The sequence below is a fragment of the Litoreibacter meonggei genome, assembly GCF_003663885.1.
GTDB classification, from domain to species: Bacteria; Pseudomonadota; Alphaproteobacteria; order Rhodobacterales; family Rhodobacteraceae; genus Litoreibacter; species Litoreibacter meonggei.
Genome location: NZ_RCCE01000003.1, coordinates 199,306 through 219,539 on the forward strand (window position 1 = coordinate 199,306; position 20,234 = coordinate 219,539).

At 59.2% G+C, this 20,234-nt stretch carries 17 protein-coding genes; 8 read left to right on the top strand and 9 right to left on the bottom strand.

Annotated elements, in window-relative coordinates; translation table 11 throughout:
- Positions 1-469 precede the first annotated feature (469 nt).
- From BCF46_RS09420 to BCF46_RS09435, 4 genes are all read left to right on the top strand, one after another.
- On the top strand, positions 470-1,882 hold the full coding sequence (locus BCF46_RS09420) for an aminotransferase family protein (RefSeq protein WP_121023594.1): 1,413 nt from the start codon (positions 470-472) through the stop codon (positions 1,880-1,882).
- Between the two features lie 315 nt (positions 1,883-2,197).
- Positions 2,198-3,283, top strand: a complete 1,086-nt coding sequence (locus BCF46_RS09425) for a DUF4123 domain-containing protein (protein WP_170157906.1) — start codon at positions 2,198-2,200, stop codon at positions 3,281-3,283.
- 1 nt (position 3,284) lies between these two features.
- Positions 3,285-4,196 carry a hypothetical protein gene (locus tag BCF46_RS09430; protein WP_121023598.1) on the top strand — a complete coding sequence of 304 codons (912 nt, stop codon included), beginning with the start codon at positions 3,285-3,287 and terminating at the stop codon, positions 4,194-4,196.
- A complete protein-coding gene (locus tag BCF46_RS09435) occupies positions 4,196-4,996 on the top strand; it encodes an Imm52 family immunity protein (RefSeq protein WP_121023599.1) in 801 nt (266 codons plus the stop codon). Before BCF46_RS09430 ends, BCF46_RS09435 begins: the two co-directional genes overlap by 1 nt.
- Before the next feature lie 307 nt (positions 4,997-5,303).
- On the opposite strand, the gene BCF46_RS09440 is transcribed toward BCF46_RS09435, so the two are convergent.
- Together BCF46_RS09440 and BCF46_RS09445 are read right to left on the bottom strand one after the other, a co-directional pair.
- Entirely contained in the window at positions 5,304-7,679 is a 2,376-nt protein-coding gene (locus tag BCF46_RS09440; protein ID WP_121023601.1) for a 1-deoxy-D-xylulose-5-phosphate synthase N-terminal domain-containing protein, read from the bottom strand.
- Between the two features lie 11 nt (positions 7,680-7,690).
- Positions 7,691-8,896, bottom strand: a complete 1,206-nt coding sequence (locus BCF46_RS09445; protein ID WP_121023603.1) for a methionine gamma-lyase — start codon at positions 8,894-8,896, stop codon at positions 7,691-7,693.
- 116 nt (positions 8,897-9,012) lie between these two features.
- On the opposite strand from BCF46_RS09445, the gene BCF46_RS09450 reads away from it, so the two are divergent.
- The gene (locus tag BCF46_RS09450) at positions 9,013-9,471 is read left to right on the top strand and encodes an Lrp/AsnC family transcriptional regulator (RefSeq protein ID WP_121024486.1); all 459 of its coding nucleotides are present in this window, start codon (positions 9,013-9,015) and stop codon (positions 9,469-9,471) included.
- Position 9,472: 1 nt separating this feature from the next.
- On the opposite strand, the gene BCF46_RS09455 is transcribed toward BCF46_RS09450, so the two are convergent.
- The 7 genes from BCF46_RS09455 to BCF46_RS09485 all read right to left on the bottom strand — a co-directional run bounded on the left by BCF46_RS09455 (position 9,473) and on the right by BCF46_RS09485 (position 15,468).
- On the bottom strand, positions 9,473-9,811 hold the full coding sequence (locus BCF46_RS09455; protein WP_121023605.1) for a RidA family protein: 339 nt from the start codon (positions 9,809-9,811) through the stop codon (positions 9,473-9,475).
- 9 nt (positions 9,812-9,820) lie between these two features.
- Positions 9,821-11,215, bottom strand: a complete 1,395-nt coding sequence (locus BCF46_RS09460; protein ID WP_121023607.1) for an FAD/NAD(P)-dependent oxidoreductase — start codon at positions 11,213-11,215, stop codon at positions 9,821-9,823.
- Entirely contained in the window at positions 11,202-11,510 is a 309-nt protein-coding gene (locus BCF46_RS09465) for a (2Fe-2S)-binding protein (protein WP_211332798.1), read from the bottom strand. Before BCF46_RS09465 ends, BCF46_RS09460 begins: the two co-directional genes overlap by 14 nt.
- Positions 11,485-12,585 carry an NAD(P)/FAD-dependent oxidoreductase gene (locus tag BCF46_RS09470; protein ID WP_121023611.1) on the bottom strand — a complete coding sequence of 367 codons (1,101 nt, stop codon included), beginning with the start codon at positions 12,583-12,585 and terminating at the stop codon, positions 11,485-11,487. The genes BCF46_RS09465 and BCF46_RS09470 overlap by 26 nt, the downstream gene beginning before the upstream one ends.
- A gap of 67 nt (positions 12,586-12,652) precedes the next feature.
- Positions 12,653-13,651 carry a TRAP transporter substrate-binding protein DctP gene (gene dctP / locus BCF46_RS09475; protein ID WP_121023613.1) on the bottom strand — a complete coding sequence of 333 codons (999 nt, stop codon included), beginning with the start codon at positions 13,649-13,651 and terminating at the stop codon, positions 12,653-12,655.
- A gap of 39 nt (positions 13,652-13,690) precedes the next feature.
- Positions 13,691-15,001 (bottom strand): TRAP transporter large permease, encoded by a 1,311-nt coding sequence (locus BCF46_RS09480; protein WP_121023615.1) that lies wholly within the window; start codon positions 14,999-15,001, stop codon positions 13,691-13,693.
- Positions 14,998-15,468, bottom strand: a complete 471-nt coding sequence (locus tag BCF46_RS09485; protein WP_121023617.1) for a TRAP transporter small permease — start codon at positions 15,466-15,468, stop codon at positions 14,998-15,000. Before BCF46_RS09485 ends, BCF46_RS09480 begins: the two co-directional genes overlap by 4 nt.
- A gap of 113 nt (positions 15,469-15,581) precedes the next feature.
- On the opposite strand from BCF46_RS09485, the gene BCF46_RS09490 reads away from it, so the two are divergent.
- The 3 genes from BCF46_RS09490 (at position 15,582) to xsc (ending at position 20,175) form a co-directional block, all read left to right on the top strand.
- Positions 15,582-16,538, top strand: coding sequence for a LysR family transcriptional regulator (locus tag BCF46_RS09490; RefSeq protein ID WP_121023618.1), 957 nt, complete (start codon positions 15,582-15,584; stop codon positions 16,536-16,538).
- A 205-nt stretch (positions 16,539-16,743) separates the two neighbouring features.
- Entirely contained in the window at positions 16,744-18,207 is a 1,464-nt protein-coding gene (gene pdxR, locus BCF46_RS09495; RefSeq protein ID WP_121023620.1) for a MocR-like pyridoxine biosynthesis transcription factor PdxR, read from the top strand.
- A gap of 198 nt (positions 18,208-18,405) precedes the next feature.
- Positions 18,406-20,175 carry a sulfoacetaldehyde acetyltransferase gene (xsc, locus tag BCF46_RS09500; RefSeq protein WP_121023622.1) on the top strand — a complete coding sequence of 590 codons (1,770 nt, stop codon included), beginning with the start codon at positions 18,406-18,408 and terminating at the stop codon, positions 20,173-20,175.
- Positions 20,176-20,234: the final 59 nt, after the last annotated feature.

Sequence of the window (20,234 nt, forward strand, 5' to 3'; positions counted from 1 at the left end):
CACTCGGCGCGTATATTTCCTTCAATGTCGCCAGCCCGGTTTGCCGGGTCTCGGGCCACACGAAAGGGTCGTTTGAACAGACCACAAGGCCACTAAGAAGCCAGTGCAGTTTGCCCTCGCAGTCGGAGTTTCATGTTTTCGCACGTCTCCATCCTGCTTTTCCACATGCAAACTAGGCGGCGGAGGGCGGGTGCAGTCAATGGATTTAATCAAGTCGGACTCCGTCGCTTTTTTGCGCTTTCACCCATTCCACGCACCTCTAAGCGTATGAAAACAAATGATACCACATTTGAACACCCCATGAAACGCCCGTCTTAAGAGCAGATTCTGGCTATATGCGTGATGGGTTACTGGCCCTATTCCACGCCCAGATAACATGCAGCTTTATGTTTAGCGCCATACTTGGCGTAAAATAATATGGAATCGCCGGGCTCACGCACCCGGCCCCCTCAAAATCTGGAGCAAGCCGATGGACGGTAATCTGCAAAGCAATGATCTCTCCGGCGTTGTCGAAGCCGACCGCGCCCATGTCTGGCACCATCTCAGCCAGCACGCCGGCTACATGGCCGAAGAAAACCGCACCGACCCCAAAATCATCGTCGAAGGCAAGGGCCTGCGTGTTTGGGACCAAAACGGCCGCGAGCATATCGACGCCGTGTCCGGTGGCGTCTGGACCGTCAATGTCGGCTATGGCCGCGAGAGCATCGCCAACGCCGTGCGTGACCAACTGGTGAAAATGAATTTCTTCGGCGGCACCATGGGCTCGATCCCTGCCGCCATGTTCTCCGAGCGGCTGATCTCCAAAATGCCCGGCATGAGCCGCGTCTACTACGCCAACTCCGGCTCCGAGGCGAACGAGAAGGGCTTCAAAATGGTCCGCCAAATCGCCCATAAGCGCTATGGCGGCAAGAAGCACAAAATCCTCTACCGCGACCGTGACTACCATGGCACCACCATCGCAACCCTGTCCGCTGGCGGTCAGGACGAACGCGGCGCGCAATATGGCCCGTTCACCCCCGGCTTCGTGCGCGTTCCACATTGCCTTGAATACCGCGCCATGGATCAGGGCTTGGGCGATCTGTCCGGCGAGGCCTACGGCATCGCCTGCGCCAACGCGATCGAGGAGATCATCCTGCGCGAAGGCCCCGACACCGTCGGCGCACTGTGCCTTGAGCCGGTCACTGCAGGCGGCGGCGTCATCACGCCCCCCGAAGGCTACTGGCCGCGCGTGCAGGAAATCTGCAAAAAATACGATATCCTGCTGCATATCGACGAGGTCGTTTGCGGCATGGGCCGCACCGGCACGTGGTTCGGCTACCAGCATTACGGCGTGCAGCCCGACATCGTGACCATGGCCAAGGGTGTGGCCTCCGGCTACGCGGCCATTTCGTGCTGCGTGACGACCGAGGCCGTGTTCGACATGTTCAAGGACGACAGTTCCGATCACATGAACTATTTCCGCGACATCTCCACCTTCGGCGGCTGCACCGCTGGCCCTGCGGCGGCGATGGAAAACATGCGCATCCTTGAGGACGAGAACCTGCTCGAAAACACCATTGCCATGGGCGACTACATGCTGGGGCAACTTGAAGAGCTAAAAGGCAAACACGCCTGCATCGGCGACGTGCGCGGCAAGGGCCTGTTCCTCGGCGCAGAGCTGGTCGCGGACGTTGAGACCCGCGCGCCCCTGCCGGAGAAGCTGGTGGCCCAAGTCACCGGCCACTGCATGGCAAAGGACGCGGTCATCATCGGCATGACCAACCGTTCAATCCCCGGCTTCAACAACACACTGTGCTTCTCCCCCGCGCTGATCGCCACCAAAGACGACATCGACGCGATCATCTCCTCCGTCGACAGCGCCCTGACGGCAGTGATGGGGTAACAGCTCGTCCCCAGACACGGAAAAGCCCGCGACCTCGGCCGAGGTTGCGGGCTTTTTTTGTTTGGGGCGATGAGCGCTTTGCGTGACGGACAGCAGAGCAAAATTCCGACAAAAGTGGCTCGATAGCTGTGGCCTGCAGTGGACCAATTTGGCGTATGCCGTCTTCAGCAGCCTCAAAACTGAGGCCTTTAGCAACGCTGGAACCGTCAGACTTGAAAACGGTGGTAAAATTATTCATCCTGAGCTGACACTTTTTTGAAAATACCCGATGCAGAGTGCATTCAGTCAGCGCTTTTGAACCCCTGTGAGATATATTTGAATACCGAATTTAACGAACACGATTATTGGACACAGACTGGCGGTGCGACTTCTTCGCCTGAGGACGGGCCGGAGCGGCTTTGGATTAAGACGATTGCTGATATCGAGCCTTTGGGAGATCAGTTCGGGGTTACCGTGCCGCAGTCTTCGCCCGCGCAGCTCCGACAGGCGCTTTTTGGCCACCCGGAGGGTAGGGCTGACGACGCGCCGTTTTACACCTATGCGCTCCTTGACGGGGCGAAGCTGGTTGGCCTTCCTGAAATTCTGGAGGAGTCCGGGCTGGAATGTGCAAGCCTCTTTCAAGGGGCTGCGGAGGAAGACCTGCGTGATGTGGCACCTTGGATCGTGCGGCTAGACGAGAAGAGCCGCCTCACCCGAGGGCTGTTCACACGAGGCAATGCGGCGCATCACCTATGGGACGCGGAACCTGGCCTGTATCTGCGATCGAAACAGTCCTTGACCGGTATTCGAAATCAGTTGCGCAAATTCACGCGGTTGCGGTCCGAGGCGGACAAATGGTACTTTTTCCGCTTCTGGGAGCCTTTCTATTTCCATGTCTATTCCGACCGGATGGCGCGCTTTCCAAATCTGGAAGCCCTTTGGCTGAAGACCTTTGCCGGGATGGACGTTCTGGTGCCACGGGTAACGACGTCGTCGGCAATCCATATTCAGGTGCAAGAACTTAAGCGCAAAGACCCGACGCTGATTGATACGAAGCTGCGCGCCGAGCTAAAACTCTCGGTGTTGTATCGAAACATGATCGGAGCCGCCGAGGACCTGTTTGAGCTGCATGAGGACGAGGCCCGAAGATACGGAGAAAGCCCCGCCGACCTTTGGCCCTTGCTCTATGATTTTGCCGACGAGGTCCGCGCAGTTGGACTGACGGACCCCGAATTGAGAGGCCGCATGATGCTTTTGGCATTTTTGAAGTTTCATCAGCCTTGGCCTGCGTTTCTTGACTTGCCGTTTTGGCAAAAAATCAGGCAATCGCCCGGCCAGGCAAATGATCTGTTCGAAGATTTTTGCGCGCGACTGAAATATCAATCTGGCCGCGCAGAGGCTGACTTAGAGGTGTGGTGGTAGGATGGTCGTTTTCGTTTATCCAATCGCTTGGGGTATCGCGATCCTCGCGGCAGCGGGTGCCAGCGCTCTGGCGCTGCAACGCTACCGAGAGGAGGAATTGGAGCTGGGGCGGATTGAGCTGCCGGACTATCTACAAGGAAACCAGGACCCGGACCCAGACCCGGAGCGCACACCACCAAGACTGTCGCGGCCAACGAACACGGCGCTGCGTCAGGCGTTGGAGCAAATGGTGCGCACGCAACGCCGCATTCGCGACCGCTGCGACGACGAAGAACAAGAGGACTGCCCCTATTGCAAGCCTGCCGTGGACGGGCGGGCGACAAGCCCGTGGCACATCTTTCAAGCCGGGCCGGTTCGCAAACCGTCGCCGCGCGCGCGGGGCGCGCTGTATCAGCACTACGTCATCCCATGGTTCGGCTTCAACGCGGTAGAGTCCGGTGATCAGCTTACTGTACATATCGAGGAATGGGAGTGGAAACGCGGACGAGCGGGCAGCTGGGACGGCTTGCACCATGCCATGTGCAAACTGATCGAATGCAAACTGGGGTATCGCGACTGGCTTGACGAAACCCTAATCGTGCCCCGCGCCTTTGGCGACCCCGCACCCGCGCAGCGGCCACATCTTTCAGGTAACCCCAGAAAGCCTTGGCTTTCGTCCCTGATGGATGAGTGGCAAGGTCAGATCACCGAGCAACACGCGGCGTTTGACCCTGACTGGCCCGTTGTGACGCTGGAATGGACATTCAGCGACAGCAACGTGCTGACCGCCTTCCTTATGATTCTGGGCGACATGGGTATCTACAATATCCAAACCAAGCATGTGCCGTATAGCCTTGCCCCGACAGGGACCACTTTTATCCGCGAGCTTTATGCGAGTGGTGAGGAAGACTACGGCTACTGGGAGGACAATTGATGGCAGATCGAGAAGCATTGCTGCGCGAAGCTGAGCGCAAACTGAAAGAGCAGCTCAGAGAACGCACCAGCGAAGACCCGGACGGCACGCCGTCGCTGGACGCGTGGTTACACCCAGTTCCTCAGACCCTCGATCAGGCGGTAGCGTCGCTGCTCCCGGTGTTGTCGGCACTAAAAGGGCAAAACGACTACGTGCAGGGCTGGCGCGTCGTGCGCACGGCTCAAGAACATGAGACGGCGACCGGCCTTGACGTAATTGCGGATCCGGAGGCCTTGGTAGAATTTTTGCGGGGCAGCCGCGGCATCGGAGATGACAGCTACAGCTTTTCTATCCTTGGCTTCAGCAAGCGCATCTACCCTGATGACCCAAGCAGCTACAGCGCCCAGCTGAGCTACACAGGCGGTATGGCGCCGCGCAACTCCGACGTGGTGCGGTTCACCACCCGCGCCCCACGCGCCGGCGACACTCTGAGCTTTGAGCAATGGGTGCAGCTGGTCGGGACTTTGGTGACATGGCGGCGCGCCCGATTTGTGGGCGTCGGCCCCGCGTCATATGGCATCCACAACGCGGTCTACGACCATCGGGTCTGGCCAGGCTGGATGGGCTGGTTCCCAGATACGCTGGAGCCGCGCCAGCTGCCTGACTTTGCCTTAGTGCGTCCTGTGGGGATGGGCACCTTGGTTGCGGCGCAGGAGCGCACCATTCGGGCGGATAGCCAAGCCGACCTGGACCGCGCGGCGCAGCTTGAAATAGCGCTGGCGGAACTGGGTGTGTTGCCCACGAGCCGCGAGGTGAAGTGAGCACCCAGCGCCTCTAGCATGATCACGCCGTTTGACGTGACGGGCGCAGCGCAGCATCGGTGTAAACTGGACTCCGAGCAGACCATTGCCCCTTGCCACTCCACGCCTGGTAGCAAGCCTTAGGCGCCGGGCGATCACTCACCATTCCTCAACACACTTCACCGCTCCCCGCGTTACCCCCACAAGACACAAGAATGCCCGCAACCTTGGCTGAGGTTGCGGGCTATTATTTGCCATCAGCAGTCACGCTTGGTCGGACAATGCCCGTTGCGATCAATTCCCACTCAAAGGGCGATGCCTGTTTCGCCTAGCCGAGAGCCGTGACCGGCGGGATCTTGCGGCCTTGTGACAGCGCGCTTGCAGACTGGATCAAGGCATCTGCATCAATGCGGAAGTGACGGTATAAATCCGCAATCGTGCCGGTTTGCCCAAAATGCTCCACACCGTGCGAGATCGTCCGGTGTCCGTAAACCGCGCCCAACCACGACAGGGTTGCGGGGTGGCCATCAATGACGGTGATCAGGACACAGTGGCGCGGCAGGTCGTTCAACAATGTTTCGATATGGGCTTGCGCGCCATCCGTCCCGCCCGCCCGCGCGCGCTGTGCCGCTGTCCAGCCTGCATTTAACCGATCCGCAGAGGTCACGGCGAGAACTCCAACATCGCGACGTCCTTGGGCAATAGACCCTGCGGCTTTAATCGCTTCTGAGGCGACGGCCCCTTGATAAGCGATCACTACCTCGCAGTTTGGTCCGGGTTTGCGCAGCCAATAGGCCCCGTCGATGGCCCCTTGGCGGAAGTCGTCATCCGCACGTTTGCCGGTCTGTTCAATCGGATTGGTGGTCAGCCGCAGATAGACAGACCCGCCGGTTTCATCGCGCAGCCAAGTGCGTTCGTCCGGATCGCCCTCGCCGTCCTTTTGCAAATAGGCGAAGGCCCATTCCATGATCACGGCCAACTCGTCGGCAAAGGCGGGCTCGAACGCGGCCAAACCGTCCTGCGACATTCCGATCAGGGGTGAGGCGATGGATTGATGCGCGCCACCTTCCGGTGCCAGTGTGACACCCGAAGGCGTGCCCACGATCATGAAGCGCGCGTCCTGATAACAGGCATAATTCAACGCATCGAGGCCACGAGACACAAAGGGGTCATAGACCGTTCCAATGGGGATCAGGCGTTTACCGAAAACCGAATGAGACAGACCGGCCGCGGCCAGAAGCAGAAACAGGTTCATTTCGGCAATGCCAAGTTCGATGTGCTGACCGTCCGGCGTAAACTCCCATTTGGCAGTAGAGGGGATATTCTCCGCCTTGAACGTATCCGCCTGCGGCGCGCGCGCGAACAGTTTGCGACGGTTGACCCACGGGCCAAGATTCGTCGTGCCCGTCACATCGGGCGAGGTCGTGACGATGCGCTCCGCCAACAAGCTGTCGCCCTTGGACAGATTGTCGAGGATCTTGCCAAACGCCATCTGGGTCGAGATTTCCCGATCCGAGGACAGCTCGATCGCGGGGACATCAATCACATCGTCAGCGTAGCGGCGGCGACCCTTGGCAAAGAAGGGCGCTTTGGCCAGCATTGCCTCAAACGCATCCGGGTCAGCAATGGTGGCGAATTTATCCCATTCCGCGCCTTCGGCCACACCCATGTATTTCTGCCACTCAGCCATCTGGGTCTTGTTCATCAGACCGCCGTGGTTGTCTTTATGTCCCGCAATCGGCGTGCCCCAGCCCTTGATCGTATACGCCAGAAAACAGACCGGACGGTCGTGATCAATGGCGGCGAAGGTGTCCGCCATTGTGGTCACGCAGTTCCCGCCAAGGTTCTCCATCAACGCGGCCAACTCCTTGTCGCTGCGCTTTTCGATCAACGCCGTCACATCGCCCTGATCGCCCAAGGCATCCATCAGGCGCTGCCGCCATACCGCGCCGCCCATGAAGGTCAGCGCGGAATACAGCTGGTTCGGGCAATTATCTATCCACTGCCGCAGCTTCTCTCCGCCCGGCTCTTCGAATGCTGCGCGTTGCAGCACACCGTATTTGACGCGCACGACGTCCCAGCCAAAGGCGTCAAAGATTTTCTCAACCCGCCCGAACAGCCCTTCGCGCACGATCCCGTCCAGCGATTGGCGGTTATAATCAATGATCCACCAACAATTACGCAGGTCGTTCTTCCACCCCTCCTGCAGGGCCTCATAGATGTTGCCTTCGTCCAGTTCCGCATCGCCAACCAATGCGATCATGCGTCCCAACTTTTGCTCCGCTCCCCAAGACTTGGCTTGCACATAGTCTTGAACCAGCGACGCAAATGACGTGATCGCCACCCCAAGCCCCACAGAGCCGGTGGAGAAATCGACATCGTCAATATCCTTGGTACGGCTGGGATAGCTTTGAACGCCGCCGAAGCCGCGGAAATTTTCCATCTTCTCACGGGTTTGATTGCCCATAAGATACTGGATCGCATGAAAGATCGGCGACGCATGGGGTTTGACCGCGACGCGATCTTCAGGGCGCAACGTTTGGAAATAGAGCGCCGTCATGATCGACACCATCGAGGCCGACGATGCCTGATGCCCGCCGACCTTGATGCCATCCGTTTTAGGACGGATGTGGTTTGCGTGGTGTATCATCCAGTGGGACAGCCACAGCAAACGCTGCTCGATCGCTTTAAGGTCTGCGGGCATCGTAAATTTCCTTAGGCTGCTTTGCGGATTCGGGACTTCGGCAGGGCTTGCTCCAGGTCATAGATGACATCATCAATTCCTTCGAGGCCAATAGACAAGCGTACTAGACCCTCGCCGATACCGTGCAAAGCACGTTCTTCTGGGGTGTAGGTGGAATGAGTCATGCTGGCGGGGTGCTGAACCAGTGTTTCGGCATCGCCCAGAGATACCGCACGTTTGATCATCTGCAGCTTGTTCATCATAACGCGCCCCGCCTCCAGCCCGCCTTCGAGTTCAAACGCAATCATGCCACCGAACTGCGACATCTGCCGCTCGGCAACATCATGTTGCTCGAAACTGGCGAGCCCAGGATACCAGACCTTTTGCACACCTTCCGATTGTTCGAGAAACGCCGCGACACTCGCGGCACTGCTGCAATGGCGGTCCATCCGCAATTCAAGCGTCTTGATGCCGCGCAGGATAAGCATGGCGTTGAACGGAGCCATTACTGCGCCTGTCATGTCCTTCATGCCGTAAAGGCGAATTTCCGAGACCAATTCAGCCGATCCAGCCAGCAGGCCCGCAACCACATCGCCGTGCCCGCCCAGATATTTCGTCGCCGAATGCAGCACGATATCTGCCCCATGCTTAATCGGCTGGGTGAGATAGGGGGTCGCATAGGTATTGTCGACCACCACATAAGCCCCTTGCGCATGCGCGATGGCGGACACCGCCTGAATATCGACCAGACGCATGTTCGGGTTGGCAGGTGTTTCGAAATAGACCACTTTGGTCTTGTCACTAATCGCCGCGGTCAGGTTTTCCGGTGTCGTAAGATCCACATGGGTCACGGTCACGCCAAACTTCGCAAGCCCGTGCTGCATGAACGAAAACGTGCAGCCATACAGCGTCTTATCGAGGATCACCTCGTCACCCGGGGCCAGTAGCGTCCACATCGTCGCGGTGATCGCGCCCATTCCAGAGGCCAGCGCCAATCCGGCCTCTGCGCCCTCAAGAACCGCGATGCGCCGCTCCAACAGATCGCAGGTCGGGTTTGAGATGCGTGAGTAGATATGCCCGGGACGATCCCCGGCAAACATCTCGCCGCCCGCTTCTGCCGTCTCGAACGCGAAGGTAGAGGTCAGGTGCAACGGCGGCGTCAGCGCGCCTTCATTGTCCATCGGGTCATATCCGTGATGGATGGCCAAAGTGGAAAAGCTGTCGGGGCGATTGCGCATGGAAATATCTCCTTGATTTTCAAGAAGCAAAATATGGTAATATGCGCCGCCATTTATTCCAATTTATGCTTTATCTTAGCATAATATTGGCATTATATGCTCACAATATGAAAAAACTGGACGATAAAGACCAACAGATCATTCGGGCGCTTCAACGCAATGGTCGAATGACGAATCAAGATCTAGCGGCAGAGGTAAACCTGTCGCCCTCGCCCTGCCTCCGGCGGCTGAAGCTGCTCGAGCAAAACGGGGTCATCACCGGTTACAGCGCCAACATTGACGCCGACGCCTATGGTCTGCCGGTGACCGTCTTCGTTCACGTCACGCTAGAAAGCCACACAGAGACAACCGTAAAGCAATTTGAAGCAGACATTGCGCGGGTTGATCAGGTGCTGGAATGCTTCGTCATGACAGGCACATCGGATTACCTGCTGCGCGTGGTCGTGGCAGACCTGTCCGACTATGAAGCCTTCGTCCGCCGCAAGCTGCACCCGATTGGCGGCATTGCGTCTATCGACAGCAGTTTCGTCTACGGCGTCGTAAAGAAAACCAATGTATTTCCGGTGACGGGGTAACCTAGAAAGCCGCGGTCACGATGATCTCGACCTTCAGATCGGCACGGGCGAGCTTTGCCTCGCAGCAGGCCCGCGCCGGGGCATGGCCAGTTGGCACCCACGCGTCCCATACGTCGTTCATTTCGGCAAAATCAGACATGTCAGCCAGCCAGATCACGGCCTGCAACATCTGCTCGCGCGACGACCCGGCCTTGGTCAACAACGCATCCACGCGCGACAGGCAATCGCGGGTCTGTTCGGCCACGGTCGCGCCCTCACCGACCTGCCCACACAGATAGGCCACACCGTTATGCTTGACGATCTTGCTCATGCGCGCGCTGGTGTCGATCCGTTCGATCATGTCTGTCTCCTATTCCGCTGCATCCAGCGTGTTATCGTCCATCGCCGCAAGCTCGCCCAGTGTGACCGGCTTGATTGGCGGGCGGATGCGGTAATATCCCGTCTCGTCCGCCGTTTGCCCCGTGGCGTCGGCCAGCAGGACGGTGACGCTGAGACCGCAATAGCGGCCCTGACAGGGGCCCATTCCGGCCCGACCGAAAGCCTTGGTTTGGTTCGGCCCGATGCAGCCCAGTTTCGCATAGCCGCGAATGTCGCCTGCGGTGACCTCTTCGCAACGACAAATCAGGGTCTTGTCATCAGGAAGCAGTGCCTCGGCACAGGGGGGATAGGCCGCGTCGAGGAATGGCCGGGCGGCCAGCTCAGACTCCAGTTTGGCGCGTGGGGCGGCAGCAAAACGGTCGCGCTCTGCAAGAGGCAGGCGGCCTGCCTGATGCGCTACCTCCAGCGCCGCGAGCTTGCCTGCGCATTCGGCGGCCTTGGCCCCGCCGATGCCCGCGCCGTCGCCTGCGATGAACAGGCCGTCCTTATCCGTCTGACCCCATTCATCGGCCAGAGGCACGAAGCAGTGCTGCGCCGCGTCCCACCTGTGGGAGACCTCGAGAGACCGCGCGGCTTGCGTGTTCGGGACGACGCCGTGGTGCAGGAATACGGTGTCGCAGGCGATACGGTGGGAGCGGCCCTTGCTGGTAAAGCGCACGGCCTCGGCCTTGCCGTCCCCTTCGATCGCGATGCCGGTCGCGTCGGTATAGCGTGGAACGCGGGCGCGGGTAATTTCTGCAAGCATTTTCAACCCCTTGGCCAGATATCGCCAACCACGAAGCGCCCCGCCCATATGCGGGGCCGCGCGCATCACATCGCCGCGCGACTGGGTCTCGACCATCGCAACTGGCGGCGTACCCGCCCGAACCATCTGGGCCGCGATCAGGTAGAGCAGAGGGCCGGAACCGACCAACACCGCATTGCGCGCCAGAATGCCCGACTGCTTGAGAAGGATCTGCCCGGCCCCGGCGGTCATCACGCCGGGCAGCGTCCAGCCGGGCAACGGCATTGGCCGCTCCAGCGCGCCGGTGGCCAGCAAAATGCGATCCGCCTCGATCTGCGCGCCGCGCCCGCCGCGGGTATAGGAGATGCGGAACTGGTCCTCGATTGCCCAGACGACCGCACCGGTGAGGTGGACAATCGCGTCATGCCGCATCGCCGCTGTCAGCGTTGTGCCATGGGTGAAATCGGGGCCTAGAATCCCGCCCCTAATGGGGGCGATGCGGTCCACGTCGCGGTAAATCTGCCCGCCCGCGTGAGGCTGTTCGTCCAACACGGTGACGCTGAGGCCCAGATCGGCGGCTTGGGCGGCAGCCGCCATGCCAGCGGGGCCTGCGCCGATGATAACCAGATCACGACGGCTCATGGCGGACCTCGGCGCTGTGGGGCGGGGTGATGAGCATGCCTTCGGTGACTTCGACCATGCAGGCCTGCCTTGTGATACCGTCGATGTCGACAAGGCACTCGAAACAGGCGCCCATCATGCAAAACGGCGCACGGGGGGCGCCAGACACGGGGGTATTGCGGAACACGTCGATGCCAGCGGCGAGCATTGAGGCCGCGAGGTTTGCGCCCGTGGGCAGGCTGAGCGTGCGGCCATCGAACGACACCTCCACGCGCGGGGCATCCTCCAGTTCAAGAAACGGCGAAACGGTCTTCACTGAACACCTCCAGATTAGGGGCTGCGCTCGTGCCTTCGAGCCAGTCCGGCAACACACGCGCATGGGCTGCGGCAAGGGTGATGCCACTGTGACAGGTCACCAGATAGGCCCCCGGCATCTCTGCGCTTTGCTGATAGATCGGCAGCCCGTCGGGCGACAGCACCCGCAGCGCACCCCAAGAGCGCACAAGCTGCGCACGGGCGAGGGCTGGGTAGGCGGCAATCGCCTCGGCGGCGAGGCCGGATAGACCCGGCTGCGTGACGCGGTCGTCAAGGCCGACCTCTTCGTTGGTGGCACCGATTTGGATGCCGCCCTCGTCGACTTGCCGCGCAATCAGCGACGGGCGGTTGATAAGTTTCGGCAGCTTTTCGGTGATCAACACCTGACCGCGCTGCGGGCGTATCGGGGCCTTGAAACCCATGGAGGGGCCAAGCTGGGTCGCGCCCAGCCCGGCAGACAGGACAACCTTGCCGGATGTGACCGCGGTGCCGTCAGCGCAGGTGACGCGGAAGGCGTCGGGCTTTGTGACCTCGGTTACGGTTTTACCAGTCAGCACGCGCCCGCCCAGGCGGCGCACGTCGGCGGCCAGTGCGGTGAGTAGTTTCAACGGGTTCGCGTGCCCGTCCTGATGGTGCAGGATTGCGCCCACGACCGTTGGCCCGATGTTGGGCTCTTCCTTACGCAGAGCGTTGTGGCCCAGCACCTCGTAGGGGTAGTTGCCGCCGAGCTTCCCTTTGAGAACCTCGTATTGTGCAACAGTGGCTTCCAGCGTCTCTTCGGAGAAATGCAGATCGTATCCGCCTTTCTGCTCCAGCGGGACGGTCTGGCCGGTGTTGTTCCCCAGCTCATCCGCAAAGGCGGCCCAGATCGCGGCGGAGTGTTGTGACCATTCGGCATAGCGGGGTTGCTTCATCCCTTTGGATTGCACCCACACCAACCCGAAATTTCCCCGACTGGCGCGGAATGATCCGTCATCGCCATCCAGAACGGTGACCGTCAGCCCGCGCCGGAGAAGACCCCAGGCGACAGACAGGCCAACAATGCCGCCTCCGACAATGATATAATCGGTATCCATGACTGGGTTTCCAAGGGTGAGAAAAGATGTGTCAGGGCGGCCAAAGCCGCCCTGACGGAACGTAGGCCTAGTTGCCGGCTGCGGCAACCTTGTCGAGGATCGCCTGACCCCAGTCTGCGCCGACATCTTCCAGAACGGCGGGCCAGACGTCTGCGCGGACCTTGGCCGCCATCGCGGCCAGATCGTCATCGCTCAACTCGGCAACGGTGGCACCCAGATCATCGACCAGACGCTGCTCGTTCTTGCCCTGATCGGCTTCGGCCACTTCCCAGCGGGTCGCCTCGAATGCGGCGGCTTGCTCTTTCAGGGCGGCTTGATCTTCGTCGGACAGGCCAGCGAGGCTTTCATTCGAGATGATCATGTACCAGACCTCGAAGTGGGTGTTGGCGGGGATGTAGGTCTTGGTCACGTCGCGGAATGATGCGTAGTAGCCCTCTGCGCCGGAGCCGATCACGCCGTCAACCACGCCGGTTTGAACCGCCGTGAAAGCCTCCGAGAACGGGATGGGAGCAGGAATGTAGCCCAGTGCCTCGCCGGTCAGCTGGAAGCTCTTGATGCCGGGAACACGCACTTTGATGCCATTGGACTCGACCGAGGCGGGGTTGGCGTTCTCGACGTTCAGCGCGATGCCGCCGAAATACACCGGATAGGCGGCGAGCATGGTGATGTCTTGTTCCGCATAAAGACCGGCCATGGTGTCACGCACCACGCCGCCCGGCCCGTAGACCGCACGGGCCTGCGCCCAATTGCCTGCCAGATAGGGGAAGGAGCTGATCTGCATCCGGCGGTCGGCGGCTGCGGCGGCTGGTTGTGTCGCCATGTCGATGGCGCCCACGCTGATGCGTTCCTGCACTGTCGTATAGTCGCCCAAGGCGGATGCCGGGAACAGCTTGACGTTGACGCTGCCATCCGTGGCTTCGGACAGGGCGGCGGAAAACGCGCGCAGTTCCATGTCGATGGTGGCGTCCTGCGGGCGCACGTGGCTCATCTTCAGGTCGGCCGCGCTGGCATAGCTGCCAATCGCCATAAGCGCCGCTGCGGCTGTCGTCAGGAATGCATGTTTCATTTTTGGTTTCCTCCGTGTTGAGTTGCATTATTCGTGAAGTTAAGGGGCCACGTCATATCCAAAGAAGCGTGGCAGGAAGAGCGACAAGTCCGGCCAGAGCGAGGTCAAGAAGACGACGGGGACATAGCCGAACAGGATCAGTTTCATCGCGGGCGGGATGACCTTGGTCACCTTCACGTTGCCGATCCGCGCGCCGAGATACAGGATCGAGGCATAGGGCGGGGTCACGCCGCCCATGGCGGTGTTGACGCCCATGATGGCGGCAAACTGCACGGGGCTGACGCCGATGGCGTTCATCAATGGCAGCAGCAGTGGCGCGATCAGGATGATCGCAGTCACGTCATTGACGACCATTCCGACCAGAAACAGCATGATGTTGATCATAATCAGCAGCAGGATCTTGTTTTCGGTGATGGCAAAAATACCCTGCACCAACTGCTGCGGGATGCTTTCATAGACGAACATCTGGCTGAGGATCATCGAGAACAGGACCATCATCATGATCGCGCCCACGGCGGTGGCAGCTTCCTTGCCAGCAGAGAAGAAGTTTTCCCACCGCAGGCCCTTATAGATCAGAAAGCCCACCGGCACGGCGTAGATCACCGCAACAGCGGCAGCCTCGGTCGGCGTCATGATACCGCCATAGATGCCGCCAAGTATGATCACCGGCATCAGCAGCGCCGGGAAGGCGTGGAAGCCGCGGCGGGCCACTTCACCCGACAGCTCGGAAAAGGACGGCTTGTCGTCAAGGATCAGATCGAACTTGCGCGACATGTAGATGTTGATCACCGAGAACGACGTCATGATCAGCAGGCCGGGGCCAAGCGTCGCCAGAAAGCAGGCCAGAATGGACGTATCGGTGACCCAGCCATAGACGATCATCGTGACCGATGGCGGGATCAGCAGTCCAAGGATCGACGAATTGGCGATCAGCGCGGTGGCGTATTCACGCGGATAGCCACGCTTTTCCATCTCGGGGATCAGCAGCGGGCCAATCGCGGCGATACCGGTCAGACCGGACCCAGAAATCGCGCCGATGACGGCACAGGACACCGCCGCGACGACACCAAGCCCGCCGCGTACATGGCCGATAAAGGCGTTCACGAAGCGCAAAAGCGAGGCGGCAATCCCGCTTTCGGACATGATTGTCCCCGCCAGAACAAACAGAGGAATGGCCAGCAGCACAGGGTTGCCCAGCTGCTGGACCCCCCAAAGCATCATGCCTTTCATGGTCACGCCGCCCATGAAATACATCACCATCAGGGCGGAGCCGAAACAGTAGGGCAGCGGCACGCCCAGCGTCAGTGTGATCACCAGCAAGGCGATGGCTAATAGGGCGATCTCAATCATGTGGGTTCTCCGGTGCGCAGGCTGCGGACATGGCGCAAAAGGTGCCAGGCGGTGTAGACCATCATCAGGGCCAGTCCCACGACGAGGGCGACGTCAGAATAGAAGGTCGGGATGTAAAGCGTCGGGCTTTCGCGCCAGACGCGCCACGCGTAGCGGGTGTAGTCCCACGCCCAGGACAGCAGCCACAGGCCGACGATCAGGCTGATAATTTCGCCGATGATGGCCAGAATGGTGTGGCCGCGTTCGGTCTTGATGATAATTTCCAGAACGTTGGCGCGGATATGCGTATTCTCACGGGACGCGTTGACCGAGCCGAGGATGTAGAGCCACACCGTCGGGAAGGCCATCGTCTCTTCCAGCCCCATCACCGGCACCTGCAAGACATAACGCGTAATGACCTGCACGAACTGGCCCATAGCCACGGCACAAATCAGCGCTGTCAGCAGATATTTCGAAAATCTGTCCATCTGTTCCCCCAGGCCCAAACGGCGTCAAGCGTGGGCTGCCAACATCTCACTGGACTTGTGGCATCAAATCAATTTTAAAATATCTCTAATATCATAAATTGGATTTATACCTGATGAACCTCACATTGCGTCAACTCACGACCTTCCGGGAGATCATGCGCGCGGGCTCGATCAGCCAAGCGGCTCGTGCTGTAGGGCGCACGCAACCGGCCGTTTCGACCATGGTACGAACGCTTGAAGATCAGCTGGGTTTTGCGCTGTTTCTACGCACACACGGAAAGCTGATTCCGACGCCCGAGGCACGGTTCTTCTTGGAAGAATGCGAAGATATTCTGGGCCGGTTGGAGCGCACCGAACGGACACTGGAGCGGATCAGCTCGCTCCAGTCAGGCAAGCTCAAGATCGCATGCCACCCTGCCGCCTCAAGCGTATTTCTTCCCCGACTCCTGACCCGGTTTCTGGACGGGCGGGAGGATCTTGAAGTCTCGCTGATCATGCGATCGTCAGCAATGATCGAGGATATGATTGCCTCTCAACAATTCGACATAGGATTTTCCGAAACCCCCACACCCCGCGCGTCGATTCACCAGACCGACTATGACATGGAATGCGTTTGCATCCTGTCCGCGGATGACCCGTTAGTGGAAAAGTCGGTGATTACGCCAGACGATCTTGATGGCCACCCCATGGCGGTCTTGTTCGATGAACACAGCACCGCGATACAAACCGAGGCTGCATTTCGCACGACGGGCAACCGGTTCAACAAACGGTTCGAGCTGCGAACTTTTCTGCCCGGTCTGCAATTCGTTTCAGCAGGACTATGCGTGATGGTCTGCGACATGATCACGGCCTACAGCCACATCCTGCACGCCCCCGATAGCAGCGGCCTCGCCTTCCGGCGATTCAGGCCAACAATCTCCAGCCACATCTCCATCCTGACACCGGGTTACACGACCCAATCCATGGTAGGTCTAACGTTCATCTCGGAACTCAAGGCCGCTGTGGCTGGTGTTCAGGACGAAGTTGAAACAGCTCTGAATTCGACTTGGCCGCTCCGGAATCCAAGCTGACTTTGGCTTCAGGCCACGCTGCCCGACGAGGTGCCGACGCAATGCCGACAGGTTGCCGACTGCCAAAACCCGCTACTTTTCACGTGTTCACTCTCGATTTGCGGGCCTGCGTTGCGCCGCACACGCGCACATGTCCACGGGTTAACCCTTCCGCTGCGCCCCAATTCTCGATATAGCCAAATCACAACTGACTTAAGGCCAGCCCATGCCCATCGCCGTCGAAACCTTCTTTCTGGACCCCACATTTGAGGGCACATTGCAGCAGCAAATCCAGCAGATGGTTGCAGGCGGCATCCTGTCCGGCCGCTTCCGCCCCGGCGAGAAACTCCCCTCCTCACGCAAGCTCGCGCTGCACTTGGGCGTCAGCCGGATCACCGTCACCCTTGCCTATAACGAGTTGATGGCGGACGACTACCTGTCCTCCGCAGGTCGCTCCGGCTACTTCGTGTCCGAGAACGCGCCAGAGCCGCCCCAGATCAGCCCGCGATCCTCATCGGACACCGTCGATTGGTCGCGTGCTATCGGCAACAGGTTTTCCGGAAGCTTGCAAATTTCCAAGCCGCTGGATTGGCGAAAATACAAGTACCCTTTTATTTACGGGCAGGTAGACCCTGCACTATTCGACCGCCAGAACTGGCGCCTATGTGCGCTACGCGCACTTGGCCAACGTGACTTTGACAGCCTGACCGCCGATCAGGTTGATCGCGACGATCCTCAGTTGCTGGAATTCATCGCCAGAAACACGCTTCCGCGTCGGGGCATATTAGCCAACTCGGACGAAATCCTGATTACCGTCGGGGCGCAAAACGCCTTGTGGCTCGCAGCGCAGGTATTGCTCACACAACGACGTACCGCCGCACATGAAGACCCGTGTTATCCGGGGCTGCGATCCATTCTCCATCAATCGCGTTGCCACCGCATAGAGGTGCCCGTGGACGGCGACGGGTTGCCGCCCGATCTCGTTCCACCCGAAACCGACGTGGTCTTCACAACCCCAAGTCATCAATGCCCAACAGCGTCGACCATGCCGGTCGCGCGCAGAAAAGAGCTTTTGCGACGCGCGTCGCAAGACGACTTCCTGATCGTGGAGGACGACTACGAATTCGAAATGTCGTTCCTCAAACCCCCGTCCCCCGCCTTGAAGTCCCTCGACGAAGACGGCCGCGTCATCTACGTCGGTTCCTTCTCGAAATCCCTCTTTCCCGGTCTGCGCTTGGGTTATCTTGTTGGCCCCGCTCCGTTTATTCGCGAAGCGCGCGCGCTTCGATCTGCGGTTCTCAGACACCCACCCGGCCATATGCAACGTACAGCCGCGTATTTCTTGTCACTTGGCCATTACGATGCACTGGTTCGCCGATTGCGAAATGCCTTCCATGATCGCCGCCGTATCATGGACAGCGCCTTTGACGAATACGGGCTGACGGTCGCGGGGGTGGGGGCTTTTGGCGGGTCGAGTTATTGGATGCGCGCGCCCGACGGGATCGACACCAAAGAACTGGCCGAGCGCCTGCGTGATAAGTCTGTCCTGATAGAACCCGGCGCGGCGTTTTGTGAACGGGATCAGCGCGAGTACAAGCACTACCGATTGGCATATTCGTCAATCGGAGCGGGGCGGATCTCACCCGGGGTGGCCCTCATCGCAAAAGAAATAGAGCATATGCTTCGCTGAATTAGTGTATTTTTGAGACTCATTTCATATTCGAAACCCCTCATAGCAATGGGAAATCTAAGAATTCTGAATTTTATTGGACTTATAGTCCAGATAAACTGGTCATAACATGACTCTGTCTCACGGCATAGTTTCCGCCCAGACACCTTCAAAACGGGCACCTGCGCCCGCATTTCACCACACTGGGAGATCGCCACCATGAAAATGACGACCGAAGAAGCTTTCGTCAAAACCTTGCAAATGCACGGCATCCGTCACGCGTTTGGCATTATCGGCTCCGCTATGATGCCAATCTCCGATATTTTCCCTGCCGCCGGCATCAAGTTCTGGGATTGCGCCCATGAGATGACCGCCGGCATGATGGCTGACGGCTTCACCCGCGCCACTGGCGAGATGTCGATGATGATCGCGCAAAACGGCCCCGGCATCACAAACTTTGTGACCTCCGTTAAAACTGCATACTGGAACCACACGCCGTTGCTGCTGGTCACGCCTCAAGCCGCGAACAAGACTATCGGCCAAGGTGGCTTTCAGGAAATGGAACAGATGAACCTGTTCAAAGATTGCGTCGCCTACCAAGAAGAAGTGCGTGACCCGACACGTATCGCCGAAACGCTGAACCGGTGCATCATGCAGGCGCACCGCGCCTCCGCTCCTGTTCAGATCAACATCCCGCGCGATTTCTGGACTCAAGTCATCGACATCGAATTGCCCGTCGCGGTTGAATTCGAGCGCCCGGCTGGCGGTCAAGACGCTGTTGCCAAGGCCGCTGATCTGCTGTCCTCCGCCAAATTCCCTGTCATCCTGAACGGCGCTGGCGTCGTTCTTGCAGGTGGCATCGAGGCATCCGCAAAACTGGCCGAAGCACTCGACGCGCCTGTTTGTGTTGGGTACCAGCACAATGACGCCTTCCCCGGCAACCACCCGCTATTCGCTGGTCCGCTGGGCTATAACGGTTCCAAAGCCGGTATGGAGTTGATCGCCAAAGCCGACGTCGTGTTGGCATTGGGCTCCCGCTTGAACCCGTTCTCGACCCTGCCCGGCTACGGCATCGATTACTGGCCAACAGATGCGAAAATCATTCAGGTTGACCTGAACCCTGACCGCATTGGCCTAACCAAGAAGGTCACCGTTGGCATCGTGGGCGACGCCAAGGCAGTTGCAGAAAGCATCTTGTCCAAACTGGGCTCCGGAGCTGGCGACGCAGGCCGCGCCGACCGCAAAAACCTGATCGCGCAAACCAAATCCGCTTGGGCACAAGAGCTAACCTCGCTCGATCACGAAGAAGACGATCCGGGCACCACATGGAACGAGCGTGCCCGCACGCGTGAGCCGCAAAAAATGGCGCCCCGTCAGGCTTGGCGCGCGATTCAGGCCGCTCTGCCCAAGAACGCCATCATTTCCTCGGATATCGGCAACAACTGCGCAATCGGTAACGCCTACCCGTCATTTGAAAATGGTCGTAAATACTTGGCACCGGGCCTTTTCGGGCCTTGTGGCTACGCCTTCCCTTCCATTGTTGGTGCGAAAATCGGCTGCCCTGATGTTCCAGTGGTTGGCTTTGCAGGTGATGGTGCCTTCGGCATCTCGATGAACGAAATGGTCTCGGTTGGCCGTGGTGATTGGCCCGCAATGACGATGGTCATCTTCCGCAACTACCAATGGGGCGCTGAAAAGCGGAACACCACTTTGTGGTTCGATGACAATTTTGTTGGCACCGAATTGGACACCAACGTATCATACGCCAAGATCGCAGACGCCTGTGGTCTGAAAGGCGTACAGGTCGCAAGCATGGACGAACTGACCGATGCACTGAACACAGCTGTGAAAGAGCAGATGGAAGGCAATGTGACGACTTTCATCGAAATCTTGCTGAACCAAGAACTAGGTGAGCCCTTCCGCCGCGACGCTATGAAAAAGCCCGTCGCAGTGGCTGGCATCTCATCTTCGGACATGGCGGCCGAGTAAGTCTCGCGCCATACTACGAACCTTACCCGCCCCAAGAAATTGGGGCGGGTTTCGTGGTG